The sequence below is a fragment of the Acinetobacter sp. YH12045 genome (assembly GCF_013419925.1).
GTDB classification, from domain to species: domain Bacteria; phylum Pseudomonadota; class Gammaproteobacteria; order Pseudomonadales; family Moraxellaceae; genus Acinetobacter; species Acinetobacter amyesii.
In genome coordinates this window covers 19046-35193 of sequence record NZ_VOZE01000013.1, presented here as the reverse complement: position 1 = coordinate 35193, position 16148 = coordinate 19046, and the positions used below count along the sequence as shown (strand labels likewise).

Below are 16148 nucleotides of genomic sequence, written 5' to 3'. Positions count from 1 at the left end.
ATACACAACAAATTCAATGAAAATTTTGAATAATCAGGAGAGATGGTGATGTGTATTCAATAGACTTGAATATTTAAGAATTGGCGTCCCTACGGGGATTCGAACCCCGGTTACCGCCGTGAAAGGGCGATGTCCTAGGCCTCTAGACGATAGGGACGTTTAGAAGATGGCGGTATCTTATTGATCCGCCATCATAGTGTCAAGTAGGTGAGGGCCGAGTTTGTTCAAAATATAGCAGAACAGTTCAGCGGTCTTCTGAGTATCGTAAAGTGCAGAGTGTGCTTCTTTACCATCAAACTCAATACCAGCTTGAATACATGATTTTGCCAGCACAGTTTGTCCAAACATTACAGCGCTCAAAGTCACTGTATCGAATACGGAAAAACTATGGAAAGGATTTTGATTTTTTGTTCCTGTACGTGCAATAGCTGCCTGTACAAACCCTAAATCAAAATGGGCATTGTGACCAACTAAAACAGCATGAGTGCAGTTTTGTTGACGACGTACTTCATTCACTGACTTAAAAATACGTTTTAATGCTGATTTCTCATCTTCAGCCATGGCCATACGCATCGGATTAAATGGATCTACACCAATAAAATCCAGTGAACGACGGTCAAGGTTGGCACCTTCAAATGGATTGATATGTGCATGGTGGGCTTCACCCGGTACAAAATTACCTTCTGCATCATACACAATAGGAATCGCTGCAATTTCCAGTAAGGCATCGGTCTGTGAATTAAAACCTGCTGTTTCGACATCGACAACAACAGGTAGGAATCCACGGAAACGTTGACCAATGACTGGTCGAGTTTCATCTGTCACACTTTTCTCCATTGGATGGTCTTACCCGCATACAACGGAATAATTTTTTCGCCATCCAAGTAGTCTAAACTTTCAGGGATCACTTGATCTTCTTTTACCAAAGTAATGGTATTGGTATTTCGAGGGAGTCCGTAGAAGTCTGCACCAAAGTGGCTTGCAAAACCTTCTAAACGGTCGATTTTACCGACTTGATCAAATGCTTGAGCGTATAGCTCAATTGCTGTTGGTGCACTATAACATCCTGCACAGCCACATGCATTTTCTTTAGCGTTTTTTGAGTGCGGCGCACTGTCTGTACCTAAGAAAAATTTAGGGTTCGCACTGGTCGCAACTTCGAGCAAAGTTTGCTGATGGGTTTGACGTTTTAATATCGGTAGGCAATAGAAATGCGGTTTAATGCCACCCACCAACATGTCATTACGGTTAAACAATAAATGTTGCGGTGTGATTGTCGCAGCCACATTACGGTCTTGTTCTAATACAAAATGCGCAGCTTCACTTGTGGTGATGTGTTCTAGCACCAATTTTAATTTAGGGAACTGTTTTAACAGTGGAGAAAGTACTTCATCAAGGAAACGTTTTTCACGGTCAAAAATATCGACATGGTTATGGGTCACTTCACCATGTAACAGTAACGGCACTTGGTGTTCTTCGAGTTGCTCAATCACACCATAGACTTTACTAATATCACTGACACCGCTGTCTGAGTTCGTGGTTGCACCCGCTGGATAGAGCTTAATGGCATTAACATGCTCAGACTCTTTAATTTTTTTAACTTCACTTGCAGGGGTGTTGTCTGTGAAATAGAGCACCATACGCGGGTCAAAGTGAACGCCTTCAGGAACATGTGCCATGATACGTTCACGGTATGCATTTGCTTCTTCAACGGTTTTTACCGGTGGTACGGTGTTTGGCATACAAATCGCGCGAGAGAATTGTTGTGCTAAATCAGGAACTGTACGCTTTAGGGCTAGACCGTCACGTAAATGTGCATGCCAATCATCTGGCTGAAGAAGAGTAATCGTATTCACAGCGATTCCAAGCTTGGAAATAAAACAAATGATAATGCAAATAATGTGAAAATGGTAACGACATTTCTGTACAAATGACTGAACAGATATAAATAAAGAATAAAACTGTGGTATTTTTAAATGACTAAAAGAATTAGATAAATGCTTGGAAATGGAATACAAGTATAACCTTGCAAAGTTGCAATACGATAAAGAAAAAATAGAGGAACTGATTACACGGCAAACTCGTCGTGTAGGGGAAATGTTTCCTAAAAAACTGGAAACTCAATTTTGGACTTTAAGCCTCGATCGTGCGCAAACCAACATACGTCATTTTTTTTGGATGGGAGTGTTGATCTACTTTGTGCTCACGATGCTGATCATTCCCGGAGATTACTGGATAATTAATCAACAGCATTTTGTGCATGATTTTATTCGTTGTTTGGTTGGTCAGCTCAATGGTGCGCTGTGTCTTTTGGCTTTATATACCTTTGCCCGTTATGACCGGCTGAAGCCTTATTTTTCACATGCCAGTATGTTTGTAGTGTTTTGGGCTGTTATTTCAATGTCTTGGCTCACCATGACTGTGTATACCGAAGCACTTAAACATCAGGCCATGATGATCCTTTGTATGATTTATATCTTGAGCTATATTTTGACGGGGGTGAAACCGGTCCAAATGTTAATGTCTGGCTTGTTGGCTGCTGTGGTCACCATGTTGATGCTTTTTTCATTAGAAGTGAAATTTGATGTAATGGTGTTGGGGCGTGTACTGATTGGAAGCTGTGTATTGGGTTTTGCAATCAGTAAGATGCTCTGTGCACGTGAACGGATGATTTTTTTGAATATGCTGCGCGCGGATATTAGTGAAAAAATCCATCGTATTCATACCACAGAGCTTTTGCATCTAAGTCAGCATGATGAATTAACCAAGATTTCAAACCGACGTACTTTTGATGAAATGCTCGATACCTTTTATGAGCAATCTCGACGTAATAACACCTCGCTTGCTGTGCTGTTTATCGATGTCGATCATTTTAAAAACTATAACGATTTCTACGGTCATCAAAAAGGCGATGATGTAATTTCAACCATTGCCAAAACCATTAAAAATGCCATTCGACATATGGATTTTGTAGCGCGATATGGTGGTGAAGAGTTTGTGGTTTTACTACCTGAAACCGATGCACATGGCGCTTATGCGGTTGCCTCGAATATTTATAAAGCAATTGATCGTTTAGAGATTCCACATGCAAAATCTTTGGTATCCAACCATGTCACCATCAGTTTGGGGATAACCGTATATCGTGCGGAGATGCTGACCAAGGAAGAGTTATTAACGATCGCTGATCAGGCTTTATATCGTGCAAAACAACTCGGACGGAATCAAATTTACTATCAATCGATTCGTTCAGCGCATGTGGCTTAATGTTTAATAACATTGAGAAATTCTCTGAAATCGGCAATAAAAAACCGCGCAAAATGCGCGGTTTTTTTATGACTCAACAAATCTTATTTGTTTTTGTCTTTTAATTGAGGCACTGCTGAACCTGTACCTACTGCAAGTAAGCCAGAGTTTGTATAGATGCCTAATTTAGCGCGAGTATCTGTGATATCTAGGTTACGCATAGTCAATTGACCGATACGGTCAGCAGGACTAAACATAGAGTCACCTTTCTCCATAGTTAAACGCTCAGCTTCATAAGTGAGGTTAGGAGATTCAGTGTTTAGAATAGTGTAGTCATTACCACGACGAAGTTCTAAAGTCACAGTACCAGTGATTGCTTTAGCAACCCAACGCTGCGCAGTTTCACGAAGCATTAATGATTGAGAATCGAACCAACGACCTTGGTAAAGAAGACGACCTAAACGCAGACCGTTAATACGGTATTGTTCGATGGTGTCTTCGTTATGAATACCAGTCACTAAACGTTCATAAGCAATATGAAGAAGTGCCATACCCGGAGCTTCGTAGATACCACGAGATTTTGCTTCAATGATACGGTTTTCGATTTGGTCAGACATACCTAGACCATGACGACCACCGATACGGTTAGCTTCAAGAATGAACTCAACTGGGTTTTCGATACGTTTGCCATTTAATGCAACAGGGAAGCCTTCTTCGAAAGTTACAGAAACTTCTTCAGCTTTTACTTCTACGTCATCTTTCCAGAACGCAACGCCCATGATTGGGTCTACGATTTTGATACCCGCATTAAGGTATTCAAGATCTTTTGCTTCGTGAGTCGCACCTAACATGTTTGAGTCAGTTGAGTACGCTTTCTCTTTTGACATTTTGTAGTCAAAACCGTTGTCGATTAGGAACTGTGACATTTCTGCACGGCCACCTAATTCGTCAATAAAGGTTTGGTCTAACCACGGTTTGTAAATTTTAAGTGCTGGGTTAGTCAATAGACCATAACGATAGAAACGTTCAATGTCGTTACCTTTATAAGTCGAACCGTCACCCCAGATGTTTACGTCATCTTCTTTCATCGCGGTTACAAGCATCGTACCTGTAACTGCACGACCAAGAGGAGTCGTGTTGAAATAAGGCATACCACCAGTTGAAATGTGGAAAGCGCCACATTGAATAGCCGCAATACCTTCTAAAGCAAGTTGTAAACGACAATCAACTAAGCGAGCTTTAACTGCGCCATACGCTTCCGCTTTTTTGGGAATCGCATCGTAGTCGTCTTCATCAGGTTGACCTAAGTTTGCTGTGTAAGCATAAGGTTCCGCACCTTTTTGTTTCATCCACAAAAGCGCAGCTGAAGTATCTAGACCACCAGAGAAGGCAATACCAACTTTTTTGCCAACTGGGACATTCTGCAAGATAGTTGCATTATCAGTCATTGTTAATCCTAACGATATAAATATAGGCACCGAGAATGGGTGGCCTGAAAGAATACATATATGTGTGCGATTGTAGCACTTTTCTGCAGGGTTTTTCTAAAAAATCATGAGATACAAGCGATGAGGTGGAAAAAAATGATCGTTGAAATCTATTGTTGAATACTTCATCTAGTTTTTGCAGGCGGAAAATGCATTTTCTGAAAGAAATAGGATGCAAATATAAAGAAATCTATTTGATTTTAATAAATGGTCATACCAATATGGTGTTGATTTGGTTTTTATACTTCCCATTGAAATGAGACTGAGGTCAAACAAAGCTTGGTTATTAGACTAAAGTATATTTTATAAAATCTATTCATAAATAATAACTACAAAACAATTATTTAAAAGTTTATATAGATGTTTTTAAACGGACAAATAATGTTTTTGTATTTTATATTGGTCATACCAAAAACAAGAAAAGCTTGAATGATTGAGTTGAAATATTTAAAAATTGCGGAGTATTTCAGCAAAATAGTATGAGTTTTTATGTCTTTGATTTTTATATTGGTCATACCAATACAAAAAGACCACATGCTGATATTGCTCAATAATTAAATCTTAGTAAGCATTTCAAGGAGATGACAATGCTTCAATGGCAGCAAATATATGACCCAATGGGGAATATATGGATATCAAGTTTAATTGCGCTCATTCCGATTATCTTTTTTTTCTTGGCGCTTGCTGTATTTCGTTTAAAAGGCAGTGTGGCAGGTACGATCACCGTTGTACTGGCACTTTTGGTGTCTTTATTTGCCTATGACATGCCTGCGCTTATGGCATTGGCTTCGATGGTCTACGGTTTCTTCTATGGTTTATGGCCGATTGCATGGATCATTATTGGTGCGGTGTTCCTGTATAAAATTTCAGTCAAAACAGGGCAGTTTGACATCATCCGTTCTTCGATTCTTTCCATTACTGAAGATCAACGATTACAGATGCTGTTAGTTGGCTTTGCTTTCGGTACTTTCCTCGAAGGTGCGGCGGGCTTTGGTGCCCCTGTGGCGATTACTGCAGCACTATTGGTAGGTTTAGGCTTTAAGCCTTTATATGCGGCAGGTCTTTGTCTGATCGTCAATACTGCGCCAGTGGCTTTTGGTGCGATGGGTATTCCAATTATCGTTGCTGGGCAAGTGTCTGGTGTTGATACGATGGAAATCAGTCAGATGGTTGGTCGACAGCTGCCATTTATGGTGCCGATTGTACTGTTTTGGATTATGGCGATTATGGATGGCTGGCGCGGTGTGAAGGAAACTTGGCCTGCAGTTGTTGTTGGCGCGAGTAGCTTTGCGATTGCACAGTACCTAACCTCGAACTTTGTCGGTCCTGAATTACCAGATATTACCGCGGCGATTGCCTCTTTAGTGTCATTAACGATTTTATTTAAATATTGGCAGCCTAAACATATTTTCCGCTTTGCAGATCAAGATGCGACGATGAGTGAAGATGTTGCTGCACAAAAACAGCAAAAATATAGCTTGGGGCAAATTGCAAAAGCGTGGTCGCCATTTGCGATCTTAACGGTGATGGTCACGATCTGGAGTATTAAACCGTTTAAGGATTTATTTACCAAAGATGGCGCGCTGCATGACATGGTTATTTCGATCAAAGTGCCATTTTTACATCAATTGGTTCAAAAGATGCCGCCAGTCGTACCTGAAATGAAGGACTACGATGCCATCTATAAATTTGATTGGTTTTCGGCAACAGGTACGGCAATTGTCATTGCTGCGATCATTACCATTATTTTCTTAAAAATGAAGCCTAAAGAAGCAATTGTGACCTTTGGTGAAACTATTAATGAATTAAAAATTCCAATTTATTCGATTGGAATGGTCTTGGCTTTTGCATTTATCGCCAACTATTCAGGGATGTCGGCAACATTGGCATTGGCACTTGCGCATACAGGCCAAGCCTTTACCTTCTTCTCGCCATTTTTAGGATGGCTTGGTGTCTTCCTTACGGGTTCAGATACGTCAGCCAATGCACTATTTGCTGCATTACAGGCAACTACTGCACAGCAAATTGGTGTGCCAGAAGTATTACTCGTTGCTGCCAATACCAGTGGTGGTGTGACTGGAAAAATGATTTCTCCGCAGTCAATTGCAATTGCATGTGCGGCAGTTGGATTGGTAGGTAAAGAGTCTGATTTATTCCGTTTTACCGTAAAACACAGTATAACGTTCACAATCATGATGGGGATTTTAATCACCCTACAAGCTTATGTGTTCCCTTGGATGATTCCATAACACGCATTGTGTAACAACGTTAAGGAAAGCAGATGAAAGTCTCTGATAAAACTGTTCAAAGTCTTCGTGTATTCATTGAAGAAAGCAATATGCAAGTTGGAGATCGTCTGCCTGCTGAACGGAAACTGTGTGAACAACTTGGCGTCTCACGCACCTCTTTACGCGAAGCGATTTCTCAATTGACCAGCATGGGCGTGTTGGTCAGTAAAGTCGGTGCGGGGACTTTTTTAAAGCAATTACCTGCGACTTGGTCGAGTTATCAAATTGTGCAGCCCATCAGCAGTTTGATTAGTGAAGACCCTGCCTACCGTTTTGATGTGCAAGAGGCGCGCATTATTTTAGAAGGTGGTACCGCATGGTATGCGGCACAACGTGCTACAGCAGAGGACTTGGCACATATCCGACATTATTATGATCAGATCAATCATTTTCAGGCTTTAGGCAATGACGATGAAGCAGCGCGTGCAGATGCCAAATTTCATTTAGCAATTGCTGAAGCATCACATAATTTAGTGTTGATTCAGATGATGCGTGGTCTATTTGATCTGTTGCAATTTAATGTCGTTTTAGGTCGTCGAAAAGTTTATAGCGAAGCACACCGATTTGATCAATTGCATGATCAGCACTTTCAAGTCATGAATGCAATTGAACGTCGTGATCCTGAAGCTGCACGTAAAGCAGTCTGTGGACACATTGAGTTTGTAGTACAACAGGTGCGTATGATTGATGAAGAAGAAGCTCGACGTCAGCGTGCCAGTCGATTAAACAGGATATAAGCATGATTATTTCTTCTGCCAATGACTACCGTGAAGCGGCACGTCGTCGTTTACCGCCATTTTTATTTCATTACATCGATGGCGGGGCGTATGCCGAATATACCTTAAAGCGTAATGTAGAAGATTTATCAAAAATAGCGTTGCGTCAACGTGTGCTGAATGACATGTCACAGCTGAGTCTAGAAACCCAACTGTTTAATGAAACCTTATCGATGCCTGTGGCTTTATCACCTGTGGGTTTAACAGGGATGTATGCACGTCGTGGTGAAGTTCAAGCAGCCGTTGCCGCAGATAAAAAGGGCATTCCATTTACGCTGTCTACCGTTTCAGTTTGTCCAATTGAAGAAGTGGCGCCAGCGATTCAGCGTCCCATGTGGTTTCAGTTATATGTGCTACGTGACCGTGGCTTTATGAAAAATGCCTTAGAACGTGCCAAAGCAGCAGGCTGTTCAACTCTGGTGTTTACCGTGGATATGCCTGTTCCGGGCGCGCGTTACCGTGATGCACACTCAGGGATGAGTGGCCCAAATGCTGCCATGCGCCGTTATATGCAGTCGTGTTTCCACCCACACTGGGCGTGGAATGTGGGTTTATTAGGTCGTCCGCATGACTTAGGGAATATTTCTAAATACTTGGGCAAACCAACAGGTTTGGAAGATTATATCGGCTGGTTGGGCAATAACTTTGACCCATCAATTTCATGGAAAGACCTTGAGTGGATTCGTGAATTTTGGGATGGCCCGATGGTCATTAAAGGCATCCTTGACCCTGAAGATGCCAAAGATGCAGTGCGTTTTGGTGCAGATGGCATTGTGGTGTCAAACCATGGTGGCCGTCAGCTCGATGGTGTTTTATCATCAGCGCGTGCATTACCGCCAATTGCAGATGCAGTAAAAGGCGATATTAAAATCCTTGCGGACTCTGGTATTCGAAATGGTTTAGATGTGGTGCGTATGCTGGCTTTGGGTGCGGAAACCTGTATGCTCGGTCGTGCCTTTGTTTATGCGCTCGGTGCAGCAGGTGGTGAAGGTGTTTCCAATCTTTTAGAACTGATTGATAAAGAAATGCGTGTTGCGATGACGTTAACAGGTGCAAAAACCATTGCGGATATTACATCTGATTGTTTGGTGAAGTTAGAGAAAGAGTTGGCTGGGTGATTTTTTGAATAGATCTCTTGGGAAAGTTATTCGTTATCAAAAAAAATTAAAAAATGAAAGTTCCCTCTCCTTGTAGGAGAGGGTTAGGGAGAGGTATTTATTGATTAATTCTCCTAACCCTCTTGTGTAGCATTGCTACTCATCCCAAGGGGAGAAGGGATATTCATTATAGATTTTAATAACAATGACTAAAAACTTTTGATATGTGCAAATAAACCTACGTTGTTTAAAATATGTAAATCAATATTTTTTTATTGCATAACAATGCAATTCCTCTTTAGCGAGGAGAGAAAATAATGAAAATGGAAAATTCTACGAGCATGCAAACTCAATCATTACAAACCATTCAAAACCTCATCAACATCGTCGGTAAGCAACACGTTTTAACTGAAGATAAAGACACACGTTTATACCGCCAAGGTCGCCGTTACGGTGCAGGAAAAGTATTGGCTGTGGTTACACCGGGCTCTTTGCTTGAGCAATGGCAAGTGCTGCAAGCGGCTGTGGATGCAAATTGTATTGTGATTATGCAAGCCGCCAATACAGGTCTGACAGGTGGTTCAACGCCGTTTGGTGATGACTATGACCGTCCTGTGGTGCTGATAAGTACACGTCGTTTGGTTGGCATCCAAGTGATTAATGAAGGCAAGCAAGTGATTTGTCTACCGGGTGCCACATTAGACAAACTTGAAAAAGATTTGCTGCCATATAATCGTGAACCACATTCGGTGATTGGTTCTTCATGTATTGGGGCATCGGTTTTGGGCGGCGTGTGCAATAACTCAGGGGGTGCTTTGGTGCGCCGCGGTCCTGCCTATACAGAGCTTGCACTGTATGCACAAGTGAATGAGTCAGGTGAGTTAGAGTTGGTCAATCATCTAGGTGTCAATCTTGGCAATACGCCTGAAGAAATCCTCACAGCGCTAGAAAATAAAAAATATCAAATCAATGACATTGTGAATAATTCAAGTTGCTGTGCATCAGATCAACGCTACTCACATGACGTTAAACAAGTCGATGAAAATACACCTGCACGTTTTAATGCAGATCCGAGTCGACTATTTGAAGCATCGGGTTCAGCAGGTAAGGTCTGCGTCTTTGCAGTACGTTTAGATACCTTTGAAAAAATCCCTAGTCAGGTGTTTTATGTAGGGACCAATTCACAAGATGATTTAACCGAAATTCGTCGTTTTCTATTAAAAGATCTTGCACGCCTCCCGATTGCAGGTGAGTACATTCATCGCGTGGCATACGATATTGGGGCTGAATACGGTAAAGATTCTTTTGTATTTATTGAAAAATTCGGCACCGCAAAAGTTCCTGCTGCTTTTGCCATGAAAGATAAAGTCGATGGCTATTTAGAAAAACTGGGTTTGCAAGGTTTATCGGATAAAGTTTTACAACTCGTCACTAAATTTATGCCGAATCATCTGCCAAAACGTATGAATGAGTTTCGTGATTTATATGAACATCATTTGATGATTCGTATTGAAAATCAGGATGTTGATCAAGTTGATGCGTATTTGAAAACGTATTTTTTAGATAAAACCTCAGGCAATTATTTTAAATGTACGGATGAAGAAGGTCGTAAGGCATTTTTACATCGCTTTGCGGTGGCAGGTGCTGCAATTCGTTATCGTGATACGCATCGTTCAGAAGTTGAAGATATAGTGGCTTTAGATATTGCATTACGTCGCAATGATCGTGAATGGGTCGAAACTTTGCCGAAAGCCATGAATGAGCAAATTATCCATAAACTCTATTATGGACATTTTCTCTGTCATGTTTTTCATCAAGATTATATTGTGAAAAAAGGCGTAGACCCTTTGGCAATGGAACATGCAATGTGGCATTTACTCGATGATCGTGGCGCTGAATATCCTGCAGAACACAATGTTGGGCATTTATATGTTGCTAAGCCTGCATTAAAAAATCATTATCAAAAACTGGATCCAACCAATAGCTTTAATGTCGGGATTGGACAAACCAGTAAGCTGAAACATTGGAAATAATGCTTTATAAAACAACACGCCGTGATGTGATATATCACGGCTTTTTTTATGGTTAAAGGATTAATATATCCGGAGGTATTGACCATAAAGGCGAAGAATATTTTCTAAATTGTCATCCCAAAATATAAAAAAACCGCTAAAGTGTTATGCAACAAGTTGCAAAGCCAAAATAAGGATTCAGCATGACAACGACTAGCTATGCAAATATTTTAAAGCCTTTACATTTAGGTTTTACCACGATTAAAAACCGTGTCGTGATGGGGTCCATGCATAGTGGGCTGGAAGATCGTTTTTATAATTATCCTAAGCTTGCGGCTTATTTTGGTGAGCGTGCGAAAGGTGGTGTCGGCCTGATTATTACAGGCGGTATTTCGCCAAACCGTCAAGGTTGGCTGTTACCTGCTGGCGGAACCATGAATACTTTAGGTGATATTGCTCCGCATCGCTTGGTGACCCATGCAGTACATAAACATGGTGCCAAAATTTTAATGCAAATCTTGCATGCTGGGCGTTATGGCTATCAGCCTTTTGCAGTGTCAGCAAGTCCGATTAAATCTCCGATTTCACCTTTTAAACCACGTCAATTAACGGACAAACAAATTCTTTCAACCATTGATGATTATGTCAAAACGGCAAGCCTTGCACATAAGGCCGGCTATGATGGTGTTGAAATCATGGGTTCAGAAGGCTACTTGCTGAATCAGTTTTTAAGCCGTCATGTCAACCAACGGACAGACCGTTGGGGCGGTGAAATTGAAAATCGTATGCGCCTTGCGGTTGATATTGTGAAATCAATACGTGCTGAAGTGGGTGAGAAATTTATTATCTGCTTCCGTTTGTCATTGCTTGATTTGGTTCATGATGGGAACACCATGGCAGAAGTCATTACTGTTGCTAAAGCATTGGAAGCAGCAGGTGTGACGTTATTGAACACGGGGATTGGTTGGCATGAAGCACGTATTCCGACAATTGTGACCTCAGTGCCTCGCGCAGCGTTTGTGGACTATACCGCTGAAGTCAAAAAACATGTTGCGATCCCTGTCATTGCGTCCAACCGTATCAATATGCCAGATACTGCTGAAGAAATTTTGGCTTCAGGCAAGGCAGATATGGTGCAAATGGCGCGTCCATTCTTGGCAGATCCGTTTTGGGTAAATAAAACGGCGACCAATCGTGTCGATGAAATTAATACCTGTATTGCCTGTAACCAAGCCTGTTTAGATCATACTTTTAAAAATCAGCGTGCGACGTGTTTGGTCAACCCACGAGCGGCATATGAAACTGAATTGGTTTATTTAAAGACCAAAAAACCGAAGCGCATTGCAGTCGTCGGTGGTGGCGTGGCAGGTATGTCTGCTGCAACGGTAGCGGCAAGCCGAGGCCATGCGGTGACACTATTTGAAGCGGGTACAGAAGTGGGTGGTCAATTTAATTTGGCAAAAGTCGTTCCCGGCAAAGAAGAATTTCATGAAACGATTCGCTACTTTAAAGTTCAAATCGAAAAAACGGGTGTCGATCTGCGTTTAAACACGCGTGTAAACCGTGAACAACTTGAACGTGAAGGGTTTGAGGAAGTTGTTATTGCAACAGGTGTGGTTCCTCGCAGCTTAAAAATTGAAGGTGGTGATGCACCGAATGTCTTGTCTTATGCAGAAGTGCTGAAAGGCGCAGCTGTGGGCAATAAAGTTGCTGTGATTGGTGCAGGCGGCATTGGCTTTGATGTATCTGAATTTTTACTCAAACCACCACATCAGCCACAACCAATGCCTTTAGCGGATTGGCAGCGGGAGTGGGGTGTTGATCCAAATCCAAACTACATAACAGAAGGTGGTATGCAGGCTGCTGAGCTCGAACCTCCTGTTCGTGAAATCTACTTATTACAACGTAAAACAACTGCAATTGGTGCTGGGTTAGGTAAAACATCAGGCTGGGTACATCGTGCACAATTAAAGAAAAATGCGGTTCGTATGCTGCGTGGTGTTCAATACAAAGCCATTACTGATGAAGGTCTTTGGGTTGAATATGAAGGGCATGATCAATTATTACGTGTAGATACGATTGTCGTTTGTGCAGGTCAGGAATCGGTAAAGCATTTGATGCCAGAACAGGGTGAGAAAACCCTTGCCAATTACCATATTATTGGTGGTGCAAAACTAGCAGCAGAGTTAGATGCGAAACGCGCAATACGTGAAGGTGCGGAGCTTGCGGCTAAACTTTAAGGATTTGGCGAAACAATATTCATTTGAATGGTTTAGTTGTAATTTTTACTTGTCAGATGAATAAAACCTCCGTATTATGGCGCACATGGAAGCGTGGCAGAGCGGTTTAATGCACCGGTCTTGAAAACCGACGAGGGCGCGAGTCCTCCGTGAGTTCGAATCTCACCGCTTCCGCCAAATTCAAAAAAGCCTCTGTAGTGATACAGAGGCTTTTTTTTGTTTTAGATTTTAATTTGAGACGGCAACCTTACTTACTAGTATTTTTAAGGACTGTTAAAAATGAATATCAGACTTAAAATTCAGGTCAGATATTAATGCAACGGTTGTCAAAGCTTGAATTAAAAGTAAGAGAAAAGAATGTTTATAGATTGATAGTGTTGAATTTATTTTTAATGGCCTATTTATTTAAATCTTTCACAAGCATTGGGCAGAGCTATGATCGCTTATTTTGAAAAAATATCAATTGTATTTTATTTGATCAATTGTTTTGAAGTATTAGCAAGGCTTGGCAAGAGAATTGAAAGTGCTATATTGAAATCACAGTAGGTCATAACCAAGACGCTACTAATAGGTTGGACGGATCAATGACAGCTCGTTGAGTTTAGTAATATTTAAGATGTTTTTGAATATTACAGACAAGAAATCAGCACTAGCCTTCCAACATAGAGCCCGCAGCAATGCGGGCTTTTTAATGTCTTTCAAAATGTGAAAATATAGTGTTTTTGTCAAACAATAATTAAATAGTCAACCTATGTTGTTGATATATAATTAATAAAGTAAAATAAGTTTACATTGCCATGAAATCTAACATTTACAAAGTAAGTTAATGTGTAAAGGTGTGATATAAAAAATGCAATTATTAAAACAAGTAGAGACGTTACCATGACACAGATGATTGACATAAAGGTAAAGGACCAATTTAGTCAGGTTTATGAAGCACAAGCTTTGGTGCGTAATCCTTCAGAAGAAGATTCAAGAGGGCTGTTTCATCGCATTGAACATATCATTATTGCAGGTGAAATCATCCTACCCAGTATCGAATTACTTTTTGAAAGTCAAAAATCGGACAGTATTTACAAGCTTTTAGAAGCTTAAATTGAATGAATAAAAAAAACTCACCTTATGGTGAGTTTTTTATTTTTAGAGATTGAAATTTAAGCTGTTTGATCTGCTTTAAATTGATTCAAAATATAAGAGAGTAACTGATAGCGCGTCATCGGATTGCTAGAAGACAATTCAACGTCATGTTTACGCACTTGGATTTCTTGAGTTAAAACCCCAGCTTGAAAACGTTGCACGATCATATGATCTTTCGATACATCATGGTCGGTCAGCACTAGTTTGGGTCCAAGGTGCAGATGTCCAATCGCATCTAGACATTGTTCAAGGCTGCTATATAGGTTGAAAAGGATGAGTGCCTGATCATTAGAATAATTGGCTAAATTCATTTTTATTATCCATGGTCAAAAATTATTGAGCAGGAATAGTGTATATGAATTGAGCAACAATAATCTGTATGGATTATTTTTCATTTAATGTCTATCTAGCTAACTTTGGTTAAATCATTGAGACAGCTTAAATCTTTATGAAAAATAAGTTGGAATTCGCTTTAAATTAAAGCGGCTTGAATACCAATGGGACATCATAACGGGCAAATTCTTCAATGATACTGTTTAAAACCAATTGAGCTTGAGGTTCCGCTGCTGTAAAGGTGAGTTCTTGGTTCGTTTGGCTGTTGAAGCATTCAACTTGTTCTATACGCCAAATTGTTTCAATGGCTGTATTTTGAATGACCACACGTCTAGGCTGTAATTCATCACTAATTTTTCGTGGCATGACATAGGTAATGGCCAATTGAACATTAGGCAATTCGTCTGGTGAGGTTAAGAAGGTAAATACCCAATTGCCAATTTTGCTGAGTTGCATAGGATTATCGAAAGAATCAAATTCTAAACAAAACTGTTGTGACATTGACATGCTCAAACGCTAGGAGATCGGTTTTATTCTTGCGATTTTTTACTGTTGATTGACATTAGGGGAAGGTCGTATAAAACAGTAGTTAAAACCATAAAAGAAATAAGTGAATAGATAAAGTTAATAAAATTCAATTCTTTATATTGATATGTGTGAAGAATAACTCACCTCATTAAGTTGTTTTTTGAATGAGAAGTGAGGAAAAGTCTCTAAGTCAAACCAGTTGTTGCAGATTTTTTATACTGTAATTAATTTGCTGTAATGCATGTTGTAAGAGTTTAGGTTGAATATTGGATTCATTTAGACAGGTTATCCATTGCATCTGACAGGCTTTTAATTCTGCAATGTCCGTGGCCTGTTGAATATTAAGCATTAATTTTTTTGCCATCAGCCCACAATAACGCTGTAAGTAACTGCACATAAAATTCTGTAACTCATCAAAATCGTGCTCGATGAAATCAATGATTTGTTCTGCTAATACAGGGTTGTTTGATGTTATGTTTTCAGGTATAGCTTGATTAAATTGACGGGATATAAAGCCCATTGCATCCATTGGCAGGGAGTTAGTTATTTCGTGCTGTGACTGAGTCTGAGGAACTTCCATTGTAGGCATTGAAAGTTCATTAAAAGTCACATGTACTTGCGCTGTGAGCTCGGATGCAGGGCTAAAGATATTGAGATCGGGCGTTTTGCTAGGCGCTATTTTAGGAGTATTAAAAGCAGAAAAATCGGAGTTTTGAAGGCGTTGATGATCATGTGCTGTAATTGGCTGAATCAGCCCAAGTTCCATCAGTTGCTCGAGCAAGGACACTTCAGCAATCCGCTGCTGATAATGCACTGGCATTTGGTTAAAGTCATCACTACCAATTAAGAGTAGCAGACGACGTTGTCTTGCATTTAATGCGAGCTGTCGGTCTTTTAAAGTTTGAAAACCCAGCTCAGTTTTTTGATAGTTGAACATGCCTTAATTCCATAGCTCAAAAGAATTAAGGCAATCCTATGCAGTGATAATGACAGTAATATTAAGAAAA

At 40.5% G+C, this 16148-nt stretch carries 13 protein-coding genes and 2 tRNA genes; 8 read left to right on the top strand and 7 right to left on the bottom strand.

From position 1 onward, the window contains the following. Positions 1-81: 81 nt before the first annotated feature. The 3 genes from FTU02_RS13715 to pyrC all read right to left on the bottom strand — a co-directional run bounded on the left by FTU02_RS13715 (position 82) and on the right by pyrC (position 1856). A tRNA-Glu gene (locus FTU02_RS13715) sits at positions 82-157 on the bottom strand. A 20-nt stretch (positions 158-177) separates the two neighbouring features. Then, positions 178-837, bottom strand: coding sequence for a ribonuclease T (gene rnt, locus FTU02_RS13710; RefSeq protein ID WP_078192915.1), 660 nt, complete (start codon positions 835-837; stop codon positions 178-180). Next, on the bottom strand, positions 822-1856 hold the full coding sequence (gene pyrC / locus FTU02_RS13705; protein WP_111885770.1) for a dihydroorotase: 1035 nt from the start codon (positions 1854-1856) through the stop codon (positions 822-824). Before pyrC ends, rnt begins: the two co-directional genes overlap by 16 nt. Before the next feature lie 151 nt (positions 1857-2007). Between pyrC and FTU02_RS13700 the strand changes: the two genes are divergently transcribed. Then, positions 2008-3264, top strand: a complete 1257-nt coding sequence (locus FTU02_RS13700; RefSeq protein WP_180085828.1) for a diguanylate cyclase — start codon at positions 2008-2010, stop codon at positions 3262-3264. A gap of 83 nt (positions 3265-3347) precedes the next feature. Here the strand turns inward: FTU02_RS13700 and argG are convergent, their stop codons facing one another. After that, positions 3348-4691: an argininosuccinate synthase gene (gene argG, locus FTU02_RS13695; RefSeq protein WP_078192912.1), complete on the bottom strand. Its 1344-nt coding sequence runs from the start codon at positions 4689-4691 to the stop codon at positions 3348-3350. 620 nt (positions 4692-5311) lie between these two features. Here argG and lldP point away from each other — a divergent pair. The 7 genes from lldP (at position 5312) to FTU02_RS13660 (ending at position 14238) form a co-directional block, all read left to right on the top strand. Then, a complete protein-coding gene (lldP, locus tag FTU02_RS13690) occupies positions 5312-6979 on the top strand; it encodes an L-lactate permease (protein ID WP_171263757.1) in 1668 nt (555 codons plus the stop codon). A gap of 32 nt (positions 6980-7011) precedes the next feature. Next, positions 7012-7755 carry a transcriptional regulator LldR gene (gene lldR, locus FTU02_RS13685; RefSeq protein ID WP_180157616.1) on the top strand — a complete coding sequence of 248 codons (744 nt, stop codon included), beginning with the start codon at positions 7012-7014 and terminating at the stop codon, positions 7753-7755. A gap of 2 nt (positions 7756-7757) precedes the next feature. Beyond that, the gene (gene lldD / locus FTU02_RS13680; protein WP_180157614.1) at positions 7758-8912 is read left to right on the top strand and encodes an FMN-dependent L-lactate dehydrogenase LldD; all 1155 of its coding nucleotides are present in this window, start codon (positions 7758-7760) and stop codon (positions 8910-8912) included. A 320-nt stretch (positions 8913-9232) separates the two neighbouring features. Next, a complete protein-coding gene (gene dld, locus FTU02_RS13675; protein ID WP_180157659.1) occupies positions 9233-10924 on the top strand; it encodes a D-lactate dehydrogenase in 1692 nt (563 codons plus the stop codon). A 182-nt stretch (positions 10925-11106) separates the two neighbouring features. Continuing rightward, complete coding sequence (locus FTU02_RS13670) at positions 11107-13143, top strand: NADPH-dependent 2,4-dienoyl-CoA reductase (protein WP_180157612.1); 2037 nt, start codon at positions 11107-11109, stop codon at positions 13141-13143. 87 nt (positions 13144-13230) lie between these two features. Then, positions 13231-13320: transfer RNA gene (locus tag FTU02_RS13665), tRNA-Ser, on the top strand. A 705-nt stretch (positions 13321-14025) separates the two neighbouring features. Next, positions 14026-14238, top strand: coding sequence for a hypothetical protein (locus FTU02_RS13660; protein ID WP_111885766.1), 213 nt, complete (start codon positions 14026-14028; stop codon positions 14236-14238). Between the two features lie 59 nt (positions 14239-14297). Here the strand turns inward: FTU02_RS13660 and FTU02_RS13655 are convergent, their stop codons facing one another. From FTU02_RS13655 to FTU02_RS13645, 3 genes are all read right to left on the bottom strand, one after another. Further along, on the bottom strand, positions 14298-14591 hold the full coding sequence (locus tag FTU02_RS13655; protein ID WP_180157611.1) for a hypothetical protein: 294 nt from the start codon (positions 14589-14591) through the stop codon (positions 14298-14300). A 166-nt stretch (positions 14592-14757) separates the two neighbouring features. Then, positions 14758-15114, bottom strand: a complete 357-nt coding sequence (locus tag FTU02_RS13650; protein WP_180157610.1) for a hypothetical protein — start codon at positions 15112-15114, stop codon at positions 14758-14760. 217 nt (positions 15115-15331) lie between these two features. Then, on the bottom strand, positions 15332-16078 hold the full coding sequence (locus FTU02_RS13645; RefSeq protein ID WP_180157609.1) for a hypothetical protein: 747 nt from the start codon (positions 16076-16078) through the stop codon (positions 15332-15334). Positions 16079-16148 lie beyond the last annotated feature (70 nt).

Coding starts and splice junctions, on each gene's coding strand:
- rnt (WP_078192915.1), bottom strand. CDS start 837: ATGGAGAAAAGTGTGACAGATGAAACTCGACCAGTCATTGGTCAACGT.
- FTU02_RS13700 (WP_180085828.1), top strand. CDS start 2,008: ATGGAATACAAGTATAACCTTGCAAAGTTGCAATACGATAAAGAAAAA.
- argG (WP_078192912.1), bottom strand. CDS start 4,691: ATGACTGATAATGCAACTATCTTGCAGAATGTCCCAGTTGGCAAAAAA.
- lldP (WP_171263757.1), top strand. CDS start 5,312: ATGACAATGCTTCAATGGCAGCAAATATATGACCCAATGGGGAATATA.
- lldR (WP_180157616.1), top strand. CDS start 7,012: ATGAAAGTCTCTGATAAAACTGTTCAAAGTCTTCGTGTATTCATTGAA.
- lldD (WP_180157614.1), top strand. CDS start 7,758: ATGATTATTTCTTCTGCCAATGACTACCGTGAAGCGGCACGTCGTCGT.
- dld (WP_180157659.1), top strand. CDS start 9,233: ATGCAAACTCAATCATTACAAACCATTCAAAACCTCATCAACATCGTC.
- FTU02_RS13670 (WP_180157612.1), top strand. CDS start 11,107: ATGACAACGACTAGCTATGCAAATATTTTAAAGCCTTTACATTTAGGT.
- FTU02_RS13660 (WP_111885766.1), top strand. CDS start 14,026: ATGACACAGATGATTGACATAAAGGTAAAGGACCAATTTAGTCAGGTT.
- FTU02_RS13655 (WP_180157611.1), bottom strand. CDS start 14,591: ATGAATTTAGCCAATTATTCTAATGATCAGGCACTCATCCTTTTCAAC.
- FTU02_RS13650 (WP_180157610.1), bottom strand. CDS start 15,114: ATGTCACAACAGTTTTGTTTAGAATTTGATTCTTTCGATAATCCTATG.
- FTU02_RS13645 (WP_180157609.1), bottom strand. CDS start 16,078: ATGTTCAACTATCAAAAAACTGAGCTGGGTTTTCAAACTTTAAAAGAC.